General features: G+C 65.1%; 20 protein-coding genes. 11 read left to right on the forward strand and 9 right to left on the reverse strand.

Going from position 1 to position 20,706, the window contains the following annotated elements; all coding sequences use genetic code 11:
* Positions 1 to 13 precede the first annotated feature (13 nt).
* Together AC1Q6Z_RS16405 and AC1Q6Z_RS16410 are read left to right on the forward strand one after the other, a co-directional pair.
* The gene (locus AC1Q6Z_RS16405; protein ID WP_319322882.1) at positions 14 to 364 is read left to right on the forward strand and encodes a MarR family transcriptional regulator; all 351 of its coding nucleotides are present in this window, start codon (positions 14 to 16) and stop codon (positions 362 to 364) included.
* A gap of 7 nt (positions 365 to 371) precedes the next feature.
* Positions 372 to 1,226 carry a C40 family peptidase gene (locus AC1Q6Z_RS16410; RefSeq protein ID WP_492648573.1) on the forward strand — a complete coding sequence of 285 codons (855 nt, stop codon included), beginning with the start codon at positions 372 to 374 and terminating at the stop codon, positions 1,224 to 1,226.
* A gap of 3 nt (positions 1,227 to 1,229) precedes the next feature.
* On the opposite strand, the gene AC1Q6Z_RS16415 is transcribed toward AC1Q6Z_RS16410, so the two are convergent.
* From AC1Q6Z_RS16415 to AC1Q6Z_RS16435, 5 genes are all read right to left on the reverse strand, one after another.
* The gene (locus AC1Q6Z_RS16415) at positions 1,230 to 2,183 is read right to left on the reverse strand and encodes a 2-hydroxyacid dehydrogenase (RefSeq protein WP_492648574.1); all 954 of its coding nucleotides are present in this window, start codon (positions 2,181 to 2,183) and stop codon (positions 1,230 to 1,232) included.
* A 17-nt stretch (positions 2,184 to 2,200) separates the two neighbouring features.
* Entirely contained in the window at positions 2,201 to 3,835 is a 1,635-nt protein-coding gene (locus AC1Q6Z_RS16420; RefSeq protein WP_256118322.1) for an ABC transporter ATP-binding protein, read from the reverse strand.
* Positions 3,832 to 4,971, reverse strand: a complete 1,140-nt coding sequence (locus AC1Q6Z_RS16425) for an ABC transporter permease (RefSeq protein WP_492648575.1) — start codon at positions 4,969 to 4,971, stop codon at positions 3,832 to 3,834. The genes AC1Q6Z_RS16420 and AC1Q6Z_RS16425 overlap by 4 nt, the downstream gene beginning before the upstream one ends.
* Positions 4,971 to 6,047 (reverse strand): microcin C ABC transporter permease YejB, encoded by a 1,077-nt coding sequence (locus AC1Q6Z_RS16430; protein ID WP_256118324.1) that lies wholly within the window; start codon positions 6,045 to 6,047, stop codon positions 4,971 to 4,973. The genes AC1Q6Z_RS16425 and AC1Q6Z_RS16430 overlap by 1 nt, the downstream gene beginning before the upstream one ends.
* A 153-nt stretch (positions 6,048 to 6,200) precedes the next feature.
* On the reverse strand, positions 6,201 to 8,051 hold the full coding sequence (locus AC1Q6Z_RS16435) for an extracellular solute-binding protein (RefSeq protein ID WP_439614744.1): 1,851 nt from the start codon (positions 8,049 to 8,051) through the stop codon (positions 6,201 to 6,203).
* A 181-nt stretch (positions 8,052 to 8,232) separates the two neighbouring features.
* Between AC1Q6Z_RS16435 and mepA the strand changes: the two genes are divergently transcribed.
* The 6 genes from mepA to AC1Q6Z_RS16465 all read left to right on the forward strand — a co-directional run bounded on the left by mepA (position 8,233) and on the right by AC1Q6Z_RS16465 (position 14,268).
* On the forward strand, positions 8,233 to 9,300 hold the full coding sequence (gene mepA, locus AC1Q6Z_RS16440) for a penicillin-insensitive murein endopeptidase (RefSeq protein WP_492648576.1): 1,068 nt from the start codon (positions 8,233 to 8,235) through the stop codon (positions 9,298 to 9,300).
* A gap of 83 nt (positions 9,301 to 9,383) precedes the next feature.
* Complete coding sequence (locus tag AC1Q6Z_RS16445) at positions 9,384 to 9,764, forward strand: methylglyoxal synthase (RefSeq protein ID WP_435266884.1); 381 nt, start codon at positions 9,384 to 9,386, stop codon at positions 9,762 to 9,764.
* A gap of 66 nt (positions 9,765 to 9,830) precedes the next feature.
* A complete protein-coding gene (locus AC1Q6Z_RS16450; RefSeq protein ID WP_256118327.1) occupies positions 9,831 to 10,856 on the forward strand; it encodes a glucokinase in 1,026 nt (341 codons plus the stop codon).
* 118 nt (positions 10,857 to 10,974) lie between these two features.
* Positions 10,975 to 12,768, forward strand: a complete 1,794-nt coding sequence (locus AC1Q6Z_RS16455; RefSeq protein WP_435266886.1) for an ABC transporter ATP-binding protein — start codon at positions 10,975 to 10,977, stop codon at positions 12,766 to 12,768.
* 20 nt (positions 12,769 to 12,788) lie between these two features.
* The gene (gene dapB / locus AC1Q6Z_RS16460; protein WP_492648577.1) at positions 12,789 to 13,607 is read left to right on the forward strand and encodes a 4-hydroxy-tetrahydrodipicolinate reductase; all 819 of its coding nucleotides are present in this window, start codon (positions 12,789 to 12,791) and stop codon (positions 13,605 to 13,607) included.
* Positions 13,608 to 13,632: 25 nt separating this feature from the next.
* Entirely contained in the window at positions 13,633 to 14,268 is a 636-nt protein-coding gene (locus AC1Q6Z_RS16465) for a 2,3-bisphosphoglycerate-dependent phosphoglycerate mutase (protein ID WP_435266888.1), read from the forward strand.
* 157 nt (positions 14,269 to 14,425) lie between these two features.
* On the opposite strand, the gene AC1Q6Z_RS16470 is transcribed toward AC1Q6Z_RS16465, so the two are convergent.
* Both AC1Q6Z_RS16470 and AC1Q6Z_RS16475 read right to left on the reverse strand, forming a co-directional pair.
* Entirely contained in the window at positions 14,426 to 15,298 is an 873-nt protein-coding gene (locus tag AC1Q6Z_RS16470; protein WP_256118331.1) for a bifunctional helix-turn-helix domain-containing protein/methylated-DNA--[protein]-cysteine S-methyltransferase, read from the reverse strand.
* Positions 15,299 to 15,367: 69 nt separating this feature from the next.
* A complete protein-coding gene (locus tag AC1Q6Z_RS16475; protein ID WP_256118332.1) occupies positions 15,368 to 15,868 on the reverse strand; it encodes a DUF2244 domain-containing protein in 501 nt (166 codons plus the stop codon).
* Between the two features lie 22 nt (positions 15,869 to 15,890).
* Between AC1Q6Z_RS16475 and nth the strand changes: the two genes are divergently transcribed.
* Positions 15,891 to 16,655, forward strand: a complete 765-nt coding sequence (gene nth / locus AC1Q6Z_RS16480) for an endonuclease III (protein WP_492648578.1) — start codon at positions 15,891 to 15,893, stop codon at positions 16,653 to 16,655.
* Here the strand turns inward: nth and AC1Q6Z_RS16485 are convergent.
* Positions 16,645 to 17,220 (reverse strand): TetR/AcrR family transcriptional regulator, encoded by a 576-nt coding sequence (locus AC1Q6Z_RS16485; protein WP_492648579.1) that lies wholly within the window; start codon positions 17,218 to 17,220, stop codon positions 16,645 to 16,647. The two genes, nth and AC1Q6Z_RS16485, sit on opposite strands and share 11 nt — an antisense overlap.
* 84 nt (positions 17,221 to 17,304) lie before the next feature.
* Between AC1Q6Z_RS16485 and AC1Q6Z_RS16490 the strand changes: the two genes are divergently transcribed.
* Positions 17,305 to 17,730, forward strand: coding sequence for a VOC family protein (locus tag AC1Q6Z_RS16490; RefSeq protein WP_492648580.1), 426 nt, complete (start codon positions 17,305 to 17,307; stop codon positions 17,728 to 17,730).
* On the opposite strand, the gene AC1Q6Z_RS16495 is transcribed toward AC1Q6Z_RS16490, so the two are convergent.
* Positions 17,713 to 18,438: a sulfate transporter family protein gene (locus AC1Q6Z_RS16495; RefSeq protein WP_492648581.1), complete on the reverse strand. Its 726-nt coding sequence runs from the start codon at positions 18,436 to 18,438 to the stop codon at positions 17,713 to 17,715. The genes AC1Q6Z_RS16490 and AC1Q6Z_RS16495 overlap by 18 nt on opposite strands.
* Positions 18,439 to 18,594: 156 nt before the next feature.
* Between AC1Q6Z_RS16495 and AC1Q6Z_RS16500 the strand changes: the two genes are divergently transcribed.
* Positions 18,595 to 20,622, forward strand: coding sequence for a HAMP domain-containing methyl-accepting chemotaxis protein (locus AC1Q6Z_RS16500; protein ID WP_492648582.1), 2,028 nt, complete (start codon positions 18,595 to 18,597; stop codon positions 20,620 to 20,622).
* Positions 20,623 to 20,706 lie beyond the last annotated feature (84 nt).

Raw genomic sequence — 20,706 nt, forward strand, 5'->3', positions numbered from 1 at the left:
ATCCGGAGGAGCCGTGCCGGTAGATCTGACCCCAACGCAGGCACTCGGCCTCTGGCACGAGGTGACGCTGCAGCAGGTGCATCAGGACGGGCGCGACCTGACGCTGCGCCAGTTGGCGATCCTCCTGGAGATCTATCTCGTGCCACCGCCGCATACGGTGCGGGGGCTTGCGGCGAAACTCGGCGTGACCAAGCCGGTGATCACCCGCGCTCTCGACACGATGGGCGAGCTCGGCCTCGTCACCCGCATGCGCGACGACCGCGACCGCCGCAACGTCGTCATCAAGCGCACCGTCGACGGCGCGCTCTATCTCGAACGCCTGGGTGACCTGATCATCGCCCGGGGCCGTGCGCAAACCCTGTGAGACGACCATGACCGCCCTGCCCGACCGCCGCCTCAATGCCTACCGCCCCGACCTCGCCGAGGAGGCGCTGCGCGGCAGCGTCTCGGCGGAGCGTTACGTGGCGGGCACGCCGGCGCGGATCGCCGATCCGGTCGCCGCACTCCGGCCCCGGCCGGACCTCGCCGCCGGCATCGATACGCAGTTGCTCTTTGGCGAGGACGTTCGCGTGCTCGACCGGGCGGATGGCTGGGCCTGGGTGAAGTCGGATTTCGACGGTTATGTCGGCTATCTGCCAGAAGCAGCACTTGCCGAGGATGAACAGGCCGCGACCCATATCATCGCCGTGCCGCGCAGCTTCGCCTATTCCGGCCCCGACCTGAAGACACCGGCCGCCTTTGCGCTGTCGATCGGAAGCCGGCTAACGGTTGTCGGCGAAAGCGAGACTCGGGGTACACGCTATCTCACGCTGGCGGGCGGTCAGTCCGTCGTGGCCGGCCATTGCCTGGCCGTCGGCGAGACGGCGGGCGACGACTATGTGTCCATCGCCGCCCGTTTCCTCGAAACGCCTTATCTCTGGGGCGGCCGTTCCGGCTTCGGCCTCGACTGCTCGGCCCTCGTGCAGCTTGCGATGATGATGACCGGCCGCACGGCACCGCGCGATTCCGACATGCAAGCCGCCGGCCTCGGCACGCCGATCGAGCGCGCGGACCTTGTCCGCGGCGACCTGGTCTTCTGGAAGGGCCATGTGGCGATCATGGAAGACGACAAGACTATCCTGCACGCCAACGGCCACACGATGAGCGTGGCGCGCGAGGGGCTGGACGCGGCGATCGAGCGCATCGGCTGGCTCTACCAGCAGCCGACGGGTTATCGCCGACCCTAAGCTTCAGTACCCCGCGCTACGATCGACGAGATGCTCCAGCGGCTTGCCGCTTTCGAGCCGCTCGATCTGCCCCGCGACATGGCGGAAGAGGGCGGCGACGTCCGATGCGGCCGCGGCGTGCGGCGTGATGACCACCTTGTCCATAGACCAGAGCGGGCTTTCGAGCGGCAGCGGCTCCGTCTCGAACACATCGAGCGAGGCGCCGCGCAGCGTGCCGTCATTGATGCTGGCGACGATATCGGCCTCCACCTGGCTGCCGCCGCGGCCGGCATTGATGAAGACCGGCGCACCGAGCGGCCCCTTGCGGCTGAGGCGGGTGAAGAGGCCGGTGTTGAAGATGCCCTTGGTGTCCGGCGTCAGCGGCAGCAGGCCGACGAGAATATCGGCCTTGGCGAGGAAGGCATTGAGGCCGCTCGCATCGAAGGTCTCGAAACCATCCACCTGCTTGCGGCCGCGCGACCAGCCGATGACGTTGAAACCGAGCGTCTTCAGCTTCGCCGCCGCATCCTGCCCGAGCACGCCAAAACCCATGATGCCGACGGTCACTTCCTTGGCTTCTGGCTGGACGAGTTCGCGCCAGACGCGCTTCTGGCGCTGCGCCTCATAGGCCTGGTGCTGGCGCAGGTGCAGCAGGCACTGCAGCACCACCCATTCGCTCATGCGCGTCGTCAGCGTATCGTCGACGAAGCGCACCAGCGGCACGTCCGGCAGGCCGGGCAGCGTCAGCACATGGTCCACGCCGGCGCCGCCGGAGAACACGACCTTGAGGTCCTTCGCGCGCGAAAAGAGATCGGCACCCGGCCTCCAGACCACGGCATAATCGATGCTGGAGAGGTCGCGCTTGCGGCTGCCGGGATGGAGCAGGTTGATCACCTCCCGGTCGGCAAAGGCGCCCTTGAGCGCGGCCGCAACCTGCTCCTGGTCGAATTTCAGATCGATGATGACCGGGCTTTTCATGGCATTTCTCTTTATGTCTACTGGCGGATGCTGTCGGCGCGGATGGCTTCCAGATCAAAGGCGGCGGCCATCAGCGCCTTGGTATAGGCCTCGCTCGGCCGTTCGATGATATCCTTCGCCGGCCCCTTCTCCACCACGCGCCCGGCCCGCATGACGATGATGTCGTTGGCGAGCGCGCGTACGACCTTCAGGTCGTGGCTGATGAAGAGATAGGCGAGATTGTGCTTCACCTGGAGGTCACGCAAAAGCTCGACCACCTGCGCCTGCACGCTCATGTCGAGTGCGGAGGTCGGCTCGTCGAGCATGACGAATTCCGGCTTCAGCACCATGGCGCGCGCAATCGCGATGCGCTGGCGCTGGCCGCCGGAGAATTCGTGCGGATAACGCCAGCGGGTCGTCGGATCGAGGCCGGTCTCCTCCAGCGCGGAGGCAACACGGTGGTCGCGCTCGGCCTCGGAAAGCGACGGCTCATGGATCTTCAGGCCTTCCGCGACGATATCGGACACCGACATGCGCGGCGACAGCGAGCCGAAGGGATCCTGGAAGACAATCTGCATGCGGCGGCGCAGCGGCCGCATCTCACCGAAAGAATGGCCGGCAATATCCTGCCCGACAAAGGCGATGCGGCCCTGGGAGGAGATCAGCCGCGTCAGCGCGAGACCCAAAGTTGTCTTTCCCGAGCCGGATTCGCCGACGACGCCGAGCGTGTGGCCGGCGCGCAGTTTCAGGTCGATGCCATCCACCGCCTTCACATGATCCACGACACGGCGCAGGAAGCCGGCCTTGATCGGGAACCAGACCTTGACGTCCTCGGCCTCCATGACGATCGGCTGGGCGTCATCCGCCGGTCGCGGCTGGCCCTTGGGCTCGGAGGCGAGCAGGTGGCGCGTATAGGCGTGCTGCGGGTTGGAGAAGATTTCCTCGACCGGACCCGTCTCGACGATCTTGCCCTTGGTCATCACGCAGACCCGATCGGCGAACTTGCGCACGATGCCGAGGTCGTGCGTGATGAAGAGCATGGACATGCCGTGCTCTTCCTTGAGGTTTTTCAGGAGCGCCAGAATCTGCGCCTGCACGGTGACGTCGAGCGCGGTCGTCGGCTCGTCGGCGATCAGCAGTTCCGGCCGGTTAGCGAGCGCCATGGCGATCATGACGCGCTGGCGCTGGCCGCCGGACAATTCATGCGGATAGGCGGCGAGCCGCTTTTCCGGTTCGCGGATGCCGACCTGGTTCAGGAGTTCGAGGATTTTCGTGCGCGCGGCCGCGCCCTCGATACCCTGGTGCAGTTCCAGGATCTCGCCGATCTGCCGCTCGATCGAATGCAGCGGATTGAGCGAGGTCATCGGCTCCTGGAAGATCATCGTGATGTCGTTGCCGCGCACGTCGCGCAGCGTGGCATCCGACGCCTTCAGCAGGTCCTTGCCGCCGAAGAAGATCTCGCCGGAAGGGTGGCTTGCCGCGGGATAAGGCAACAGCCGCAGGATGGAATTCGCCGTCACCGACTTGCCGGAGCCGGATTCGCCGACCAGCGCCACGACCTCGCCGCGCTTGATGTCGAAGGAGACCCGGTCGACGGCGAGCGACGTGTTGCCGCCCTGGTGGAAGGCGACCGAGAGATCGCGGACGGACAGGATGGTTTCGGGAGCGCTCACCGGAAGGTCTTCCTCGGATCGAAGGCATCGCGCGTCGCTTCGCCGACGAAGATCAGGAGCGACAGCATGATGGACATGACGGCGAAAGCGGTGAAGCCAAGCCAGGGTGCCTGGAGATTGTTCTTGCCCTGCGCGATCAGCTCGCCCAGCGACGGCGCGCCCGGCGGCATGCCGAGGCCCAGGAAGTCGAGCGAGGTGAGCGTGGTGATCGAACCGGAGAGGATGAACGGCAGGAAGGTGAGGGTCGCGACCATCGCGTTCGGCAGCAGGTGCCGGTACATGATCGTCGCATTGCCGACGCCGAGCGCACGCGCGGCGCGCACATATTCGAAATTGCGGGCGCGCAGGAATTCCGCGCGCACGACGCCGACGAAGCCGGTCCAGGAAAACAGCAGCATGATGGCAAGCAGGATCCAGAAGCCGGGCGGCAGGATCGAGGCGATGATCAGCAGGATGTAGAGCACGGGCATCGACGACCAGATCTCGATAACGCGCTGCATCAAAAGATCGGTCCAGCCGCCGAAATAGCCCTGGATGGCGCCGGCCGTGACCCCGACGATGGCCGACGCGATGGTCAGCGCCAGGCCGAACAGCACCGAGATGCGGAAGCCGTAGATGACGCGGGCTAGCACGTCGCGCGCCTGGTCGTCGGTGCCGAGCCAGTTGAGGTTGTTCCAGTTGCAGTTCGGGTCCGCGGCGCCGCCCGGATAACCGGCGCAGCGCTCCGCCTCCGACATCAGCCAGAACGGCTTGGTCGGCGCGGAATGCGGGATGTTGGAGTTCGTCGTGTTGTAGGAATAGCGGATCGGCGGCCAGATCATCCAGCCATTGGCGTTGATCTCTTCTGCGATGAAGTCCGAGCGATAGTCGGTCTCCGCCAGGAAGCCGCCGAATTTCTCCTCCGGATAGTCGATGACCACGGGGAAGAGGATCTCGCCCTTGTAGGAGGCGATGACCGGCCGGTCGTTGGCGATGCCCTCGGCAAGCAGGCTCAGGATGAAGATGACGAGGAAGATCCAGAGCGACCAGTAGCCGCGGCGGTTCGCCTTGAAATTTTCCCAGCGGCGCAGGTTGGTCGGGTTGAGCAGGCCCTTGCGCGGCGGGGCGATCGGTTTTGCGTCGACGACGGCGCTCATCAGACGTCCCTCCGCTCGAAATCGATGCGCGGGTCGACCCAGGTATAGATGAGGTCGGAGATGAGGCTGACGACGAGGCCCATCAGCGAGAAGATGAAGAGCGTGGCGAAGACGATCGGATAATCGCGCCGCACGATGGAATCGTAGCCGAGGCGGCCGAGGCCATCGAGCGAGAAGATATATTCGATGAGCAGCGAGCCGGTGAAGAAGGCGGAGATGAAGGCGCCGGGAAAGCCCGCGATGATGATCAGCATGGCGTTGCGGAAAACGTGGCCGTAGAGCACCTGGCGCTCGTTGAGGCCCTTGGCGCGCGCCGTCGTGACATATTGTTTCTTGATCTCATCGATGAACGAGTTCTTCGTCAGCAGCGTCGTTGTGGCGAAGGCCGACAGCAGCAGCGTGATCAGCGGCAGCGTCATGTGCCAGAGATAATCGAGCGGCTTCTGCCACCAGGCGAGCGTGTCGAAATTATCCGACACGATGCCGCGCAGCGGGAACCAGTCGAGGAACGAGCCGCCGGCGAAGAGCACGATCAGCAGGATGCCGAAGAGGAAGCTTGGCACCGCATAACCGATGATGATGATGCCGGAGGTCCAGACGTCGAAGGCCGAGCCGTCCTTTATCGCCTTGTGGATGCCGAGCGGGATGGAGATCGCGTAGGAGAAGATGAGGATCCACACGCCGAGCGACACCGAGACCGGCATCTTCTGGGCGATGAGGTCGATCACGGAAGTGTTGCGGAAGAAGCTCTCGCCGAAATCGAAGCGCAGATAGTCCCACATCATCGTGAAGAAGCGTTCGAGCGGCGGCTTGTCGAAGCCGAACTGCTTTTCGAGCTTGGCGATGAATTCCGGATCGAGGCCGCGCGCGCCGCGATAGGCGCTGTCCTGCGAGAGTTCCTGCGACATCTCGGTTCCGCCGGAAAGGCGATCGCCGGAACTCTGGTTGGTGAGGTCCGAGATCACCTGCTCGACCGGGCCGCCCGGCGCGAACTGCACGATGGCAAAGGAGATCGCCATGATGCCGAAGATCGTCGGGATCATCAGCAGGATTCGGCGAAGGATATAGGCGCCCATCAGCGATTACCCGCCACAGCCTGTTGCCGGTCTTCTTGTTTTGGCGCAGTCCCGTCGGTCAAGCCCAACCCTTCCGTTCTGCCGCCGCTCGCCGCGGCGGTGATTCGTCGTCGCTATATGGAGCCGAGGACGCCGCACGGCGCAAGCCCCGGCTCATTTCGCAGCATTTTTCGACCACCACACATCCGGAAAGCCGAGGCCGTAATAGGGCAGTTCCGCGGGGCGCACGAGGTGGTTCCAGTAGGCGATGCGCTGGGCCTTGGAATAGAACAGCGGCACGACATAGTGATGCGCCAGAAGCACCCGGTCGAGCGCGCGCGTGGTCGCAATCAGTTCGTCCCGGGTCGGCGCGAAGATAATCCTGCGGATCAGGTCGTCGATCGCCGGATCGGAGATGCCCGCATAGTTCTTCGAGCCCTGCTGGTCGACGGAGGCGGAGCCCCAGTAGTCGCTCTGCTCGTTGCCGGGCACCAGCGTCTGCGCCCAGATGCCGTAGATCATGTCATAGTCGAAGCTTCTGACGCGATTGGTATATTGCGACGCGTCGACCGTGCGCATGCGGGCGTCGATGCCGATCTTCTTCAGGCTCGCCACGAAGGGCGCGACCGTGCGCTCGAAGGACGGGCTGGACAGGAGGATTTCGAAGGCGAAGGGTTCGCCGGTCTTGGCATTGACCAGCTTGTTGCTCTTCAGCTCATACCCGGCCTCCCTGAAAAGCGCGATCGCCTTGCGCAGGTTGTCGCGGACCTTCTGCGGGTCGCCGTTCACGGGGTTCGTATAGGGCGTGGTGAAGACGGCGGCGGGAACCTTGTCCTTCAGCTCCTCCAGGATCTCTTTCTCACGGCCTTCCGGCAGGCCCGTGGAGGCAAGCTCGGTGTTCCAGAAATAGCTGTCGACACGCTGGTAGGCGTTATAGGCGAGAGTCTTGTTCAGGTCCTCGAAATCGAAGGCGTAGTTCATCGCCTCCCGCACCTTCTGGTCCTTGAATTTTTCACGCCTGAGGTTCGGCACGAAGGCTTGCATGATGCCCACGGCGCGCAGCGGGTTCTCGATCTCCTCGCGCACCACGCGGCCATCCTTCACGGCCGGAAAATCGTATCGGGTGGCCCAACTGCTGGCGCTGCCATCGCGGAAAAAGTCGACATTGCCGCCGCGGAAGGCTTCGAACTCGACGCTCCTGTCGCCGAAGAACGTGTAGGTGATCGTGCCGAAATTGTTCTGGCCGACATTCACGTTGACGTCCTTGCCCCAATAGTCGTCGCGCAGTTCGAAGCGGATCGAGCCGCCGGCCTGGAAAGAGGCTATCTTGTATGGACCTGAGCCCATCACCGGTTCCAGCGTGGTGTTAGCGATATCGCGCTTGTTGCCCTTCGCGTCCTGGCCCTCCCACCAGTGCTTCGGCACGATGGGGAACTGGCCGAGAATGTTCGGCAGTTCGCGATTGTTCTTCTCGTCGAAGCGGAACGTGACGTCGCGCTCGCCGGTCTTTTCGGCCGAGATCACATGGCGATAGTAGTTCGAGAGAAGGGGATTGTGCTCTTTCGATTTTTCGAAGGAGAAGATGACGTCTTCCGCCGTCACCGGCTGACCGTCCGCCCATTTCGCTTCGGGACGCAGCCGGAATGTCGCGGAGGAATAATCGTCGGGATAGGAGACGCCCTCGGCGAGCAGACCGTAGGAGGCGGTGATCTCGTCCTCGGCGGATTTCAAGAGCGTATCGAAGACGAGCGACGTGACGGCGGTGGCCGCCTCGCCCTTCGAAAGGATCGGGTTGAACGTGTCGAAGGTGCCGGTTTCCGACATCTTCAACTCGCCGCCCTTCGGCGCGTCCGCGTTGACATAGTCGAAGCGCTCGAAGCCGTTCGGGCGTTTCAGCTCGCCGATGGTGGAAATGCCGGTGCGCCAAACCGGCTCCTTCGTTTCCTGCGCCTTCGTGCCGGTCGCGACCGCCAGCGACAAAGCCAGCGCCGTGCTGAACACCATTTTCCCGAAGGCTGAATGCATGCCAATTCCCTTTCAGTCGTTTTGCCGGAGCTTGCAGGAGAGAATAGGCAAAATCCGGGCAAATGACAGGCCCGCCATCAAAGCGGCGGTTTTTGCCGCCCCAATCCCGGCCAGTGATTCACTTCCGCGAAAGGATGATCCTTTAACCTTTCGCAACGATTGCGATTTTTGAGACCGGATTATGCCCGTGCATTCCTTGATTTCCCGACTGACGACCTGCCTGATCGCCGCCGGGCTTGCGCTGAGCGCGCTGGCCGGGCCGCTCGCCGCCGAAGAACGGCCGGCGAAGGAACTGTTCGGCGCCAAGCGCCTGCCGGCGAAGATGGCAACGAGCCCCTACGGTTCCTATGCCAAGGGCTGCATTGCCGGCGCCGTGGCGATCCCGACGGACGGCCCGGCCTGGCAGGCGATGCGCCTGTCGCGCAACCGCCGCTGGGGCCATCCGCAGATGATCGCGCTCATCGAGCAGTTTTCCGCCGACGCCCAGAAGCTCGGCTGGCCGGGGCTGCTGCTCGGCGATATTTCGCAGCCGCGCGGCGGGCCGATGCTGTCGGGCCACGCCTCGCACCAGGTCGGCCTCGATGCCGATATCTGGTTCACGCCGATGCCCGACCACAGGCTTTCCGCCGCCGAGCGCGACGCGCTGCCCTTCACCTCCATGCTCGACAAGAGCAAGTTCCTGACGGTCGATTCGCGCCGCTGGACCTCCACCCATGCCAAACTCGTCATGAAGGCGGCAAGCTACCCGCAGGTCGAGCGCGTCTTCGTCAATCCGGCGATCAAGAAGAAGCTCTGCGAGACCTGGCAGGGCGACCGGTCGCTGCTTGGCAAGGTGCGGCCGATCTACGGCCATGACGAGCACTTCCACATCCGCATCAAATGCCCGGAAGGGGCGGCCGGCTGCAAGCCGCAGGCCCGCGTTCCGGCCGGCGACGGCTGCGATGCGTCGCTTGCCTGGTGGTTCACCAAGGAGCCCTGGGCAAAGCCGAAACCGAAGAAGGACGCCAAGCCCGTCAAACCCTGGTACGTCAAGATGTCGGACCTGCCGAAGGCCTGCCGCACGGTGCTCGCCGGTCCTTCGCCGGATTCGGAACAGGAAGTTACCTACCAGGGCAATGGCGGCACCTCGACGGCGCTCGCCTTCTCCGGCGCGGGCGAAAGCGCCGGCCGCTCGATCGAATCGGTCATCGCCGCCGATACCGCGCTTCCGGCCATCGTGCCGATCCCGATCCCGCGGCCGTTCCAGTAAGCGATCCCACGGCGGGGCTTTTCAAGGCTCCGCCGCTTTTGTATAAGGCGTTCAAATCGATTTAAAACCGCCAGGGAACGCCCATGTCGCGCCAGAAATGCATTGCGCTCATTGCGCATGACGAAAAGAAGGACGACATGGCGGCCTTCGCGCGGCAGAACGAGGCCGTGCTGTCCAAGGCGAAGATCGTCGCCACCGGCACGACGGGCGGCAAGGTGCTGGAGGCCTGCCCGGGCCTCGACGTGACGCGGCTGAAGAGCGGGCCGCTCGGCGGCGACCAGCAGATCGGCGCCCTGATCGCCACCGGCGAGGTCGATCTCCTCATCTTCTTCGTCGATCCGCTCACCCCCATGCCGCATGACGTGGACGTCAAGGCGCTGATGCGGCTTGCCATCGTCTACGACATTCCGATGGCGCTGAACCGCGCGACGGCCGAAAACCTGCTCGACTTCGCGACCGATTGACGGCAGCCTCTGCCCCCGATAGGCAAAATGCGGGACCATCCACGCGAAAGAGAACGGGACAGCTTGATGGCAAGGCCGAGCGACAACGAGACGAACCTCCCCTTCCCCATCCTGGTCGGCGATATCGGCGGCACCAATGCGCGTTTCGCGCTGCTGCTCGATGCCTTTGCCGAGCCGAAACAGTTCCCGTTCGTGCGGACCGCCGATTTCGCCAATATCGACGACGCGCTCCAGCAGTGCATTCTCGATAAAAGCTCCGTCCAGCCGCGCTCGGCGATCCTGGCGCTCGCCGGGCCGATCGAGGGCGACGAGGTGCCGCTGACCAACTGCCCCTGGGTGGTGCGCCCGCGCGACATGATCGCCAATCTCGGCTTCGAGGACGTGCTGCTCGTCAACGATTTCGAGGCACAGGCCCTTGCCATCGCCTCGCTGACCGACGGCGAACGGGAGAAAATCGGCCCCGGCGTCGAGCGCGCCGCCGCATCCCGTGCGGTGCTCGGCCCCGGCACCGGGCTTGGCGTCGCCGGCCTCGTGCATGCGCGCCACACCTGGTTTCCTGTTCCCGGCGAAGGCGGCCATGTGGATGTCGGCCCGCGCAGCGAGCGCGACTACCAGATCTGGCCCTTCCTGGAGCCGATCGAAGGCCGCATTTCCGCCGAGCAGCTGCTCTGTGGCCGCGGTATCATGAACATCTACCACTCGGTCTGCGCCGCCGACGGCATCGATGCGCCGCTCGAAACGCCAGCCGACGTGACGGCAAAGGCGCTGGCGCACGAGGACCGCGCGGCGGTCGAGACCGTCTCGCTGTTTTCGACCTATCTCGGCCGGGTCGCCGGCGACATGGCGATGATCTTCATGGCCAAGGGCGGCGTGTTCCTTGCCGGCGGCATCTCGCAAAAAATCCTGCCGGCTTTGCGCGGCCCGGAATTCCGCGCGGCCTTCGAGGACAAGGCGCCGCACAGCGAGCTGTTGAGGACCATGCCGACCTATGTGGTCACCCATCCGGTCGCAGCCCTTGCCGGCCTTGCCGCTTTCGCGCGCATGCCCGACCGTTTTGGTGTTGCAACCGAGGGACGCCACTGGAAAAGGTGAGGCCACGCCTGGCGCTTCGGCGCGGCTCGGACTCGCCAAAGCCAGGCCGACACCCTATAGAGCGGCCAGTGCAGCGCTTCCTCCCGGCGCCGCAGGACCGTGCAGGAAAGTCAGTGTATTGGCCGATAAGAGTCGCACCCAGCGCCAGCCCATAAGCTCCGACACCGTCACCACCGTGCTCAAGCGCATCATTGCCGAGAATGGCCGCGAGCACGTCCGGGGCTATGTCATCGCCATCGCCTGCCTTGCGGTCGTCGCCGGCACGACGGGCTTTACCGCCTGGATCATGGAATCGGTCGTCAACGAGGCTTTCGCCAACAAGCGCGCCGACCTCGTCGCCCTTATCTGCGGCTCCATCTTCATCGCCTTCGTGCTGCGCGGCTTTGCCACCTATTACCAGGCCGTCATCCTGTCGAAGATCGGCAACAACATCGTGGCGCGCTACCAGCGCCGGCTGTTTTCGCACTTGATGGCGCTCAGCGTCGGCTATTTCAACGAGTCGCGCTCGGCCTATCTCGCCGCCCAGATCAGCCAGAACGTCACCGGCATCCGCGACGTGCTCAACATGACGGTGACGTCGGTGGCGCGCGACTTCCTGACGCTCGTCGCCCTCATCGGCGTGATGATCTCGAAGGACTGGGTGCTGACGCTGATCGTCTTCGTCGTCGCGCCGCCGCTGCTCCTCGGCCTGCGCTACGTCTCCAAGCGTTTGCGCAGCGCCACGCGCGAATCCGTCGAGCTCAACAGCCACGTTCTCGGCGCCATGCAGGAGACGGTGCAGGGCATCGCCATCGTCAAGGCCTTCACCATGGAGGCGCAGCTCAAGACCAAGGTCGAGGGCATCATCGACCGCGCCGAAAGCCGTTCCAACCGCATCGCGCGGCTGACCGAGCGCACCGCGCCGATGACCGAAACCTTTGCGGGCTTCGCCATTTCCGGCGTGCTCGCCTATGCCGCCTATCGCTCGATCTATGGCGGCGTGCTGCCGGGCGCCTTCTTCTCCTTCGTCACCGCGCTGCTGATGGCCTACGACCCTGCAAAGCGCCTCGCCCGCCTGCAGGTCTCGCTGGAGCGCGCGGTCGTCAATGCGCGCATGATCTACGAGATCCTCGACCTGAAGCCGCGCCAGGCCGATCTGGCGGATGCAAGGCCGCTCGTCGTTTCCGATGCGACCATCAGCTTCAACGGCGTGCATTTCGGCTATTCGGAGACCGAGACGATCCTGAAGGGCGTGAGCTTCACCGCCGAGGGCGGCAGGACGACGGCGCTCGTCGGCCCGTCCGGCGCCGGCAAATCGACCGTCATCAACCTCATCCCGCGTTTCTACGACCCGGCGGAAGGCGAAATCCTGATCGACGGCCAGGACATCGCCCATGTCACCAAGCAGTCGCTCCGCAACGCCATCGCCTATGTCTCGCAGCAGCCCTACCTCTTCGAGGGCACGATCCGCGACAATATCCGCTATGGCCGGCCGGATGCGACGGACGGCGAGATCGAGGAGGCCGCGCGCCATGCCTACGCGCATGACTTCATCCTCGCCCAGCCGCTCGGCTACGACACGCCCGTCGGCGAAAACGGCGTGACGCTTTCGGGCGGCCAGCGCCAGCGGCTGTCGATTGCCCGTGCGCTGGTGCGCAACGCGCCGATCCTGCTGCTCGACGAGGCGACCTCCGCACTCGATACCGAGTCGGAACAGGCCGTGCAGAAGGCGCTCGACGAGGCGATGAGCGGGCGCACCGTGGTCGTCATCGCGCACCGGCTGTCGACCATCGTGCGCGCCGACAAGATCATCGTCATGCAGGACGGCAAGGTTGCCGAAGAAGGCACGCACGAGGCGCTTGCAGGCCGGGAAAACGGCCTTTACGCTCGCCTCAACAGCCTTCAGGCGCCTGCCGGCAGCACGGGCAAGTAGAGAATGGACGGGAACGGAATATGAGCGGCAACGCAATGAAGCTGGTCGTCGTGGGGGCTGCGGGCCGCATGGGCCAGACGCTTATCCGGACGATCCACGCCATCGAGGGCGCGGAAGTCTTCGCCGCGGTCGAGCGCGAGGGCTCGCCCTTCGTGGGGCGTGATGCAGGCGAGATCGCCGGCCTAGGCCCGATCGGCGTCCCGATCACCGACAAGCCACTGGAAGCCTTCGTCGCAGCGGAAGGCGTGCTCGATTTCACAGCACCCGCCGCAACGATCGAATTCGCCGGTCTCGCGGCACAGGCGCGCATCGTGCATGTCGTCGGCACGACCGGCTGCCAGCCGGCGGACGACGAGAAGATCAAGGCCGCCGCCCGCCATGCCCGCGTCGTCAAGTCCGGCAATATGAGCCTCGGCGTCAACCTGCTCGGCGTGCTGACGGAAACGGCCGCGCGCGCACTTCCAGCCGGCGACTGGGACATCGAGGTGCTGGAAATGCACCACAAGCACAAGGTCGACGCGCCGTCCGGCACAGCGCTTCTGCTCGGCAATGCCGCCGCCAACGGTCGCGGCATCGAACTTGCAGACAATTCCGTGCGTGTACGCGACGGCCATACCGGCCCTCGGCCCGCCGGCACGATCGGCTTTGCGACGTTGCGCGGCGGCTCGGTCATCGGCGAACATTCGGTGATGCTGGCCGGCGAAGGCGAGCTGGTGACGCTGTCGCACAGCGCCACCGACCGCTCCATCTTTGCGCGCGGCGCGGTCAAGGCGGCGCTCTGGGCGCGCGACAAGAAGCCCGGCCTCTATTCCATGCTCGACGTGCTCGGGCTCAACTGACAGAACCTCTCGGGAGACAGATGATATGAGCGGAACCCTCGTCCTCGTTCGCCACGGCCAGAGCGAATGGAACCTGAAAAACCTCTTCACCGGCTGGCGTGATCCGGACCTGACGGAACTCGGCGTCGAGGAAGCCAAGACTGGCGGCAAGGCGATCGCCGAGACTGGTATCAAGTTCGACATCGCCTTCACCTCCGACCTCTCCCGCGCCCAGAAGACGCTGACGCTGATCCTCGACGAGATCGGCCAGCAGGGCCTTGAGACGATCCGCGACCAGGCGTTGAACGAGCGCGACTACGGCGATCTCTCCGGCCTCAACAAGGATGACGCCCGCGCCAAGTGGGGCGAGGAGCAGGTCCATATCTGGCGCCGCTCCTATGACATCCCCCCGCCGGGCGGCGAAAGCCTGCGCGACACCGGCGCCCGCGTCTGGCCCTACTACCTCACGGAAATCCTGCCCCGCGTGCTGCGCGGCGAAAAGGTCCTCGTCGCCGCCCACGGCAATTCGCTGCGTTCGCTGGTGATGGTGCTCGACAAGCTGACGAAGGAAGAGATCCTGAAGCTCAACCTCGCGACCGGCGTGCCGATGGTCTACACGCTGAATGCGGATTCGACGGTGAAGTCGAAGGATGTGCTTGGGGATATGTCCGGCGCGCATTGAGCGCTAGCCGCTGCCCTCACCCCCGTCATGGTCGGGCCTGACCCCACCATCCACGCCGCGGATGCAGGTGGATCCTCGGGTCAAGCCCGAGGATGACGGGATGAGAGGTAAGTGTCCTCAAAAGACAAAGGCCGGCTCTTGCCGGCCTTTTTTGTTCTCAAGCCTTGCCCGATTCCCACCCCAGCATTGCGCGCTTGCGCGTCAGGCCCCAGTGGTAGCCCGTCAGTGCGCCGCTCTTGCCGAGCGCCCGGTGGCAGGGCACCACGAAGGAGATGGGGTTGCGGCCGACGGCGGCGCCGACGGCGCGGGATGCGGTCGGCTGGCCGAGTTTTTCGGCGATCGACGAATAGGTGACGGCACAGCCCATGGGGATGCGCAGGAGCGCCTCCCAGACGCGGACCTGGAAATCCGACCCGATGAGTACGACGCGCAGCGGCTCCTTCGGGTCCCAGCGCTTCGGATCGAAGATGCGCTCAGCATAGGGCGTCGTCGCCGCGCTGTCCTCGACATAATGGGCGTTTGGCCAGCGTGACGACATGTCCTCGAAGGCGTCCATGCCGCCGGGCTCGTCGGTGAAAGCCAGGCCAGCGAGGCCGCGGTCGGTGATCATCACGAGCGCCTGGCCGAAGGGCGAGGGATGCAGGCCGTAGCGGATGGTCAGGCCGGCGCCGCGCGCCTTCCATTCGCCGGGTGACATGGCCTCGTGCGTGACGAAGAGATCGTGCAGGCGGCTTGGGCCGGAGAGGCCCACCTCGAAACTCGTCTCCAGCAGCGGCAGCGCTTCCTGGCGCAGCAGGCGCTTGGCATGGTCGAGCGTCACGGCCTGCAAAAACGCCTTCGGCGACAGGCCGGCCCAGCGGGTAAAGGTCTTCTGCAACTGGGTGGGCGACTGGCCGAGCTGGCCGGCAATATCCTCCAGCCCCGGCTGCGCGCGATAATCCTCGGTGATCAGCTCGATGACCCGGCGCACGGTGGTGTAATCATCGCCCTCGGGCGTGATGTCGGATTGCAAAGTCGCGGCAATGTTCATCAGTCTTCTCCTGTGCCGCCAGAAAAGCACGCCCTTGGCGTGCCCGCCACCCGATTCCTGCCGGGACCCTTAGTAGCCCCGCTTTACCCGCGCGAGTGCCCCGGAAAAGGCGGAGGCGAAGCGCTCGCGGTCGTCGGGCGGCAGGAAGGTGCCGACGTCGGTCTCGCGGCCATTGCCGCGCACATGCATAGCGGTGATGCCGATCTTCGCCTTACGCGAGACAAGGAAGCGCGCCCAGAACGGGTTGAAGACATGTTCGGTCTCGCGGCCCGACGGGCTGATCTTGCGGATCGAGATGTTGGTGCGCGACAGCGAGACGACCTCGCGGGCCTTCGCCGCCCGGTTGTTCAGCCAGAAGGCGCCGAACAACACCAGGAAATCCAGGCCGAAGAACAAGACGACCGGCCAGGCGCCCGAGATCAGGAAGACGACCATATGGGCGAGGCACATGGCGCCGGCGATGATGAAAAAGATCCTATGCCCGTTGCGCCCGAGCGAGCGGTAGGGGTGGAGCTCCGCGGAAAAGACCGGGCGCTCGTTCATCGTCATGTCGGCGTTGCCTTGCGTCATGACGCATGACTATAGAAGCATCATGGAAAACGGAAAGATCAAAAAGACAGCGAGCATCGCTCCGCAACGTCGCAAGGCGGCGCCGCGGCCGAAGAGCCTGTATTCTCACGATGAACTGAGCGAAATCTTCCGCCGCTTCTCCATCCAGCGGCCGGAGCCGAAGGGCGAACTGGAGCACGTCAATCCCTTCACGCTCGTCGTTGCCGTCGCCCTTTCCGCGCAGGCGACGGATGCCGGCGTCAACAAGGCGACGCGGGCGCTGTTCAAGGTGGCCGACACGCCGGAAAAGATGCTGGCACTCGGCGAGGAGAAGGTGCGCGACTACATCCGCACCATCGGGCTCTACCGCAACAAGGCGAAGAACGTCATCGCGCTCAGCCAGATGCTGGTGGAGCGCTTCGGCAGCGAGGTGCCGCGCACACGCGAAGAACTGATCCTGCTGCCGGGCGTCGGGCGCAAGACGGCCAATGTCGTGCTCTCCATGGCCTTCGGGCAGGCAACGATGGCGGTCGACACGCATATTTTCCGCATTGCCAACCGGCTGCTGCTGGCGCCCGGCAAAACGCCGGACGAGGTGGAGGACCGGCTGATCCGCATCATCCCGGACGAATATCTCTACCACGCCCACCATTGGCTGATCCTGCACGGGCGGTACTGTTGCAAGGCGCGCAAGCCGGAATGCGAGCGCTGCGTCATCGCCGATCTCTGCAAGTCGCCGGAAAAGACCTGCGACGTTCCAGCGCCCTTGGTGGAACTGCCGCCGCAGCTTTTCGGCCCTACGCCCTGACGAGCCCGTCGATGAGATCGGCGATTGCGCTTTCGTAGGTCTTGCGGTCCGCGCCGGTCTCGATGGCAATCGCCGCGCGGTCGAAGGCGGCGGAGAGCATTTCCGTCAGCGCCTTGAGTGTTGCGGCATTCGCGCCCGCGCCGAGGAAATCCGCAAGCCCGGCCCTCAGCGTGCCCTCGGCATTCTCCCGGTCGATCGCCACGACGCTTTCCAGGCCGAGCACGGCCGGCGCCTCCAAGAGGAGAAGCCGCGTGCGGCCGGGTGCCGCCATCGCATCGAAATAGGCGGATGCACCGAGGAGGAGGGCCTGGCGGGGCGATCCCCCGTCCAGCGCGACACCTTCGATATGCGCGGCCACCGCCTCGCCTTCCCGCTCCAGCACGGCGCGGAAGAGCGCCTTCTTGTCCTCGAAATGGTGATAGAGCGCGCCGCGCGTGACGCCGGCCTCGGCCACGATGTCGGGCGTCGCCGTCTCCGCATAGCCCTTTTCCACGAAAAGCCGCCGCGCCGCCTCGATCAGAGCGAGGCGCGTCGCCTCCGTGCGTTCCTTGTTGCTGCGTGCCATTTTTTGCCTTTACATACAAACTGTCTGTATGTTAACTGATAGAAACATGCAGACTGTATGTTTATTTTCACCAAAGGGAAAGAGATGAAAACGACCAGCTATTATCCGGTCATCATGACCGACGACGTCGCCGGCACCGCCGCTTTCTACGAAAAGCATTTCCGCTTCGAGGCCCTGTTCGACAGCGGCTGGTACATCCATCTCCAGTCCCGCGAGGACGAGAAGGTGACGCTTGCCGTGCTCGACGGCAGCCACACGACGATCCCGGCCGCCGGCCGCGGTAAGGTCTCCGGCCTGCTCCTGAACTTCGAGGTGGAGGATGTCGATGCGGTCTACGACGCCCTGCGCGCCGCCGGCCTTCCCATCCTGCTCGACATCCGCGACGAGGATTTCGGCCAGCGCCATTTCATCACCGCCGATCCGAACGGCGTGCTGATCGACGTGATCAAGCCGATCCCGCCGAAGGGCGAGTATGTCGCGCTCTACGACGCGTCAGTTCTGCCTCAGTGAGAAGCCGGGGTCCTTGCGGCTCAGCGCCTTGTGGAGATGCACCATGAGGCCGGCGGCAAAGAGCGGCGTCAGCAGGTTGACGATGGGGATCGCCAGGAACGCCGCGACGAGCAGGCCGGCAAGCAGCACCGTTGAGGCGTGTTTGGCTCGAAACAGCCGCGCCTCCGCGGGCGTGCGGTAGCGCATCGCCGCGAACTCGAAGAATTCCCGCCCAAGCAGGTAGCCATTGACCAGGAAGAAGGCGACGAGATTGACGCCCGGAATGAACAGCAGGAACAGTGCGATCAGGTTGCCGAGAATGACGATGCCCAGAAACTTGATCGAGCCCGAGATCGCCTGGCCGAGCGGCAGCGCCGTGCCCGGCGGTTCCGCCGGATAGTCACGCTTCTCGATGACTTCGGCGACGTCGTCGAGGAAGAAGCCGGCGATGATGGCTGTTACGGGTGCGAGCAGCAGCGCAAGACCCAGCGCCAGGCCGAGGCTTGCGATGATGCCGAAGACGAAGGTGAGCCAGCCAGCCCATTCCGGCAGGTCCGGCATGACGGCGCCTTGCAGCCAGGGCCAGGCAACGGCGACGAAGGTTTCGCGCAGGCCGAACCAGATGACGACGAGGGCGAGGACGGTGAGCCCGATGACCTTCCAGAACACGCCACGCGTCTCCGGGGCGAAGAGGTTGGCAAGCGAGAGCCGGGCAGCGTGAAGGATCATCGAAAAACTCCTGTTCGATCTCGCATGTAGGGTGTGGAAAAGCGGGCGGCAAGGCAGGAGATCAGGGCGGCCCATTAAGCCCACGTTAAACGACCGCTCCTAGACTTTCGCCCACACGCACGCAGCCGTGCGTCTCAAGAAAACCAGGGAACAGTCATGCGTAACGTCCGGATTAGCAGGCTCCTGCCCGCGCTCTTCGTCCTCATGGTCGTGCTGGGCGCGCTGCAAGGCGCCGTCGCCTTCCGCTCGCTCTCGACGATGACCGGCCATATCGAGCGCATCGGCACGGACCGCATGCCGCAAATGAGCAGCATCCTGCAATTGAGCCACGCCTTCTCCGAGCTCAACGCCACCTATTCCGAGCACCTCCTGTCGATGGACCCGGACGAGATCGTCCGCATCGAGGCGCGCATCAAGGAACGGGCGGACGCGTTTTCCGGCATGGTCGACAGCTATGGCGCCGCCAACACCGCGGACCCGGCTGCGACGGCCGAAATCGACGGCATCAAGGCGACGCTGAAGACCTATATCGACGATTCCGCCAAACTCATCCAGTTCTCCGCCATCGCGGCCAAGGGGCCGGCGCTGGAGGTCTACAAGGGGCCGATGCAGGCGAGCGCCGACGCGATCACCACCGCCCTCAACGACCTCGTCGCCAGCACTCAGAAGGTGACGGAAGAGACGATCCTTTCCGCGCGCGGCGAAGAAGGGTCCGCCTTCGCGCTCACCTGGGCGTCACTCGCCATTTCCATGGGTCTCGCGATTGCCGCGATCTTCCTGGTCAACCGCCGCGTGGTGAAACCGCTGAACGGCCTCGGCGCCGCGATGAAGCGGCTGGCCGGTGGCGACACGGCCGTCACCATACCGCACGCCGACCGCACCGACGAGATCGGCGAGATGGCCGGCACTGTCGCGATCTTCCGCGACAATGCCGCCGAACGCCAACGCCTGGAGCGCCAGAGCGAGGACGACCGCCGCCGCGCCGATGGCGAGCGCCAGGCCCGCGAGGCCGAACGCACCCGCGACAGCGGCCGCGTGCAGGAGGCCGTCGCGAGCCTTGCCGATGCGCTCGGCCGGCTTGCCGCCGGCGACATGACCTGCCGCATCGAAAAACCCTTCGACGGCGACCTGGAGCGGCTGCGCGAGGATTTCAACGCCTCCGTCTCGCGCCTCAGCGACGCGCTGCGCGAAGTCGGCGAGAACGCCCGGGCGATCGATGCCGGCGCCAGCCAGATCCGCGCCGCCGCCGACGACCTCTCGCGCCGCACCGAGCAGCAGGCAGCCTCCGTCGAGGAGACGGCCGCCGCGCTTGAAGAGATCACCACCACGGTCAAGGATTCGACCCGGCGGGCGGAAGAGGCCGGCCAGCTCGTCGCCCGCACCCGCTCCGGCGCTGAAAAATCCGGCGAGATCGTGCGCCGCGCAGTTTCCGCCATGCAGGAGATCGAAAAGTCGTCGAGCGAGATCACCAACATCATCGGCGTCATCGACGACATCGCCTTCCAGACGAACCTGCTGGCGCTGAATGCCGGCGTGGAAGCGGCACGGGCGGGCGAGGCCGGCAAGGGCTTTGCGGTCGTGGCGCAGGAAGTACGGGAGCTTGCCCAGCGCTCGGCCAAGGCCGCCAAGGAGATCAAGGCGCTGATCACCACGTCCGGCGAGCAGGTGCGCACCGGCGTTTCGCTGGTCGGCGATACGGGGCGCTCGCTCCAGACGATCGTGACCGAGGTGCAGGAGATCAACAGCCACGTCGCGGCCATCGTCGAGGCCGCGCGCGAACAGTCGACCGGGCTTCAGGAAATCAACACCGCCGTCAACACCATGGACCAGGGCACGCAGAAGAATGCCGCGATGGTCGAGGAGACGACGGCGGCAAGCCACGGCCTCGCCTCCGAAGTGCAGGCGCTCAACGCGCTGATCGGCCGCTTCAACGTCGGCGGCAGCGCCGTCGCCGGCCGCACCGTGCACGCCCCGCATCTCCACATCGTACCCTCCACGCCGGCCCCTGCCCCGGCCCCGGCCCCGGCGGTCGCCCGCAAGTCACCCGGCCAGTGGAACGTCAAGCCGGCCAACACGGCCTCGCGCCCCGTCGGCTCGCCGGCGCTCGCGCTCAGCGAAAAGCTTGCCGGCGCGCTCGGCGTGCGGCAGGAAAAGGGCAGTGACGGGGACTGGGAAGAGTTTTGAGACGGGGCTGAAGCCGGATCGACAGCGCGCCTAACCTCGCCTCCGTCATGGTCGGGCTCGACCCGACCATCCACGCCACGGGTG

The organism is Shinella sp. GW835-FHT14H05 (genome assembly GCF_058793575.1).

Excerpts from the sequence above, each read along its gene's own strand:
- AC1Q6Z_RS16410 (WP_492648573.1), top strand. The coding sequence starts at position 372 with ATGACCGCCCTGCCCGACCGCCGCCTCAATGCCTACCGCCCCGACCTC.
- AC1Q6Z_RS16415 (WP_492648574.1), bottom strand. The coding sequence starts at position 2,183 with ATGAAAAGCCCGGTCATCATCGATCTGAAATTCGACCAGGAGCAGGTT.
- AC1Q6Z_RS16425 (WP_492648575.1), bottom strand. The coding sequence starts at position 4,971 with ATGAGCGCCGTCGTCGACGCAAAACCGATCGCCCCGCCGCGCAAGGGC.
- AC1Q6Z_RS16430 (WP_256118324.1), bottom strand. The coding sequence starts at position 6,047 with ATGGGCGCCTATATCCTTCGCCGAATCCTGCTGATGATCCCGACGATC.
- AC1Q6Z_RS16435 (WP_439614744.1), bottom strand. The coding sequence starts at position 8,051 with ATGCATTCAGCCTTCGGGAAAATGGTGTTCAGCACGGCGCTGGCTTTG.
- mepA (WP_492648576.1), top strand. The coding sequence starts at position 8,233 with ATGCCCGTGCATTCCTTGATTTCCCGACTGACGACCTGCCTGATCGCC.
- AC1Q6Z_RS16445 (WP_435266884.1), top strand. The coding sequence starts at position 9,384 with ATGTCGCGCCAGAAATGCATTGCGCTCATTGCGCATGACGAAAAGAAG.
- AC1Q6Z_RS16450 (WP_256118327.1), top strand. The coding sequence starts at position 9,831 with ATGGCAAGGCCGAGCGACAACGAGACGAACCTCCCCTTCCCCATCCTG.
- dapB (WP_492648577.1), top strand. The coding sequence starts at position 12,789 with ATGAGCGGCAACGCAATGAAGCTGGTCGTCGTGGGGGCTGCGGGCCGC.
- AC1Q6Z_RS16465 (WP_435266888.1), top strand. The coding sequence starts at position 13,633 with ATGAGCGGAACCCTCGTCCTCGTTCGCCACGGCCAGAGCGAATGGAAC.
- AC1Q6Z_RS16470 (WP_256118331.1), bottom strand. The coding sequence starts at position 15,298 with ATGAACATTGCCGCGACTTTGCAATCCGACATCACGCCCGAGGGCGAT.
- AC1Q6Z_RS16475 (WP_256118332.1), bottom strand. The coding sequence starts at position 15,868 with ATGACGCAAGGCAACGCCGACATGACGATGAACGAGCGCCCGGTCTTT.
- nth (WP_492648578.1), top strand. The coding sequence starts at position 15,891 with ATGGAAAACGGAAAGATCAAAAAGACAGCGAGCATCGCTCCGCAACGT.
- AC1Q6Z_RS16485 (WP_492648579.1), bottom strand. The coding sequence starts at position 17,220 with ATGGCACGCAGCAACAAGGAACGCACGGAGGCGACGCGCCTCGCTCTG.
- AC1Q6Z_RS16490 (WP_492648580.1), top strand. The coding sequence starts at position 17,305 with ATGAAAACGACCAGCTATTATCCGGTCATCATGACCGACGACGTCGCC.
- AC1Q6Z_RS16495 (WP_492648581.1), bottom strand. The coding sequence starts at position 18,438 with ATGATCCTTCACGCTGCCCGGCTCTCGCTTGCCAACCTCTTCGCCCCG.
- AC1Q6Z_RS16500 (WP_492648582.1), top strand. The coding sequence starts at position 18,595 with ATGCGTAACGTCCGGATTAGCAGGCTCCTGCCCGCGCTCTTCGTCCTC.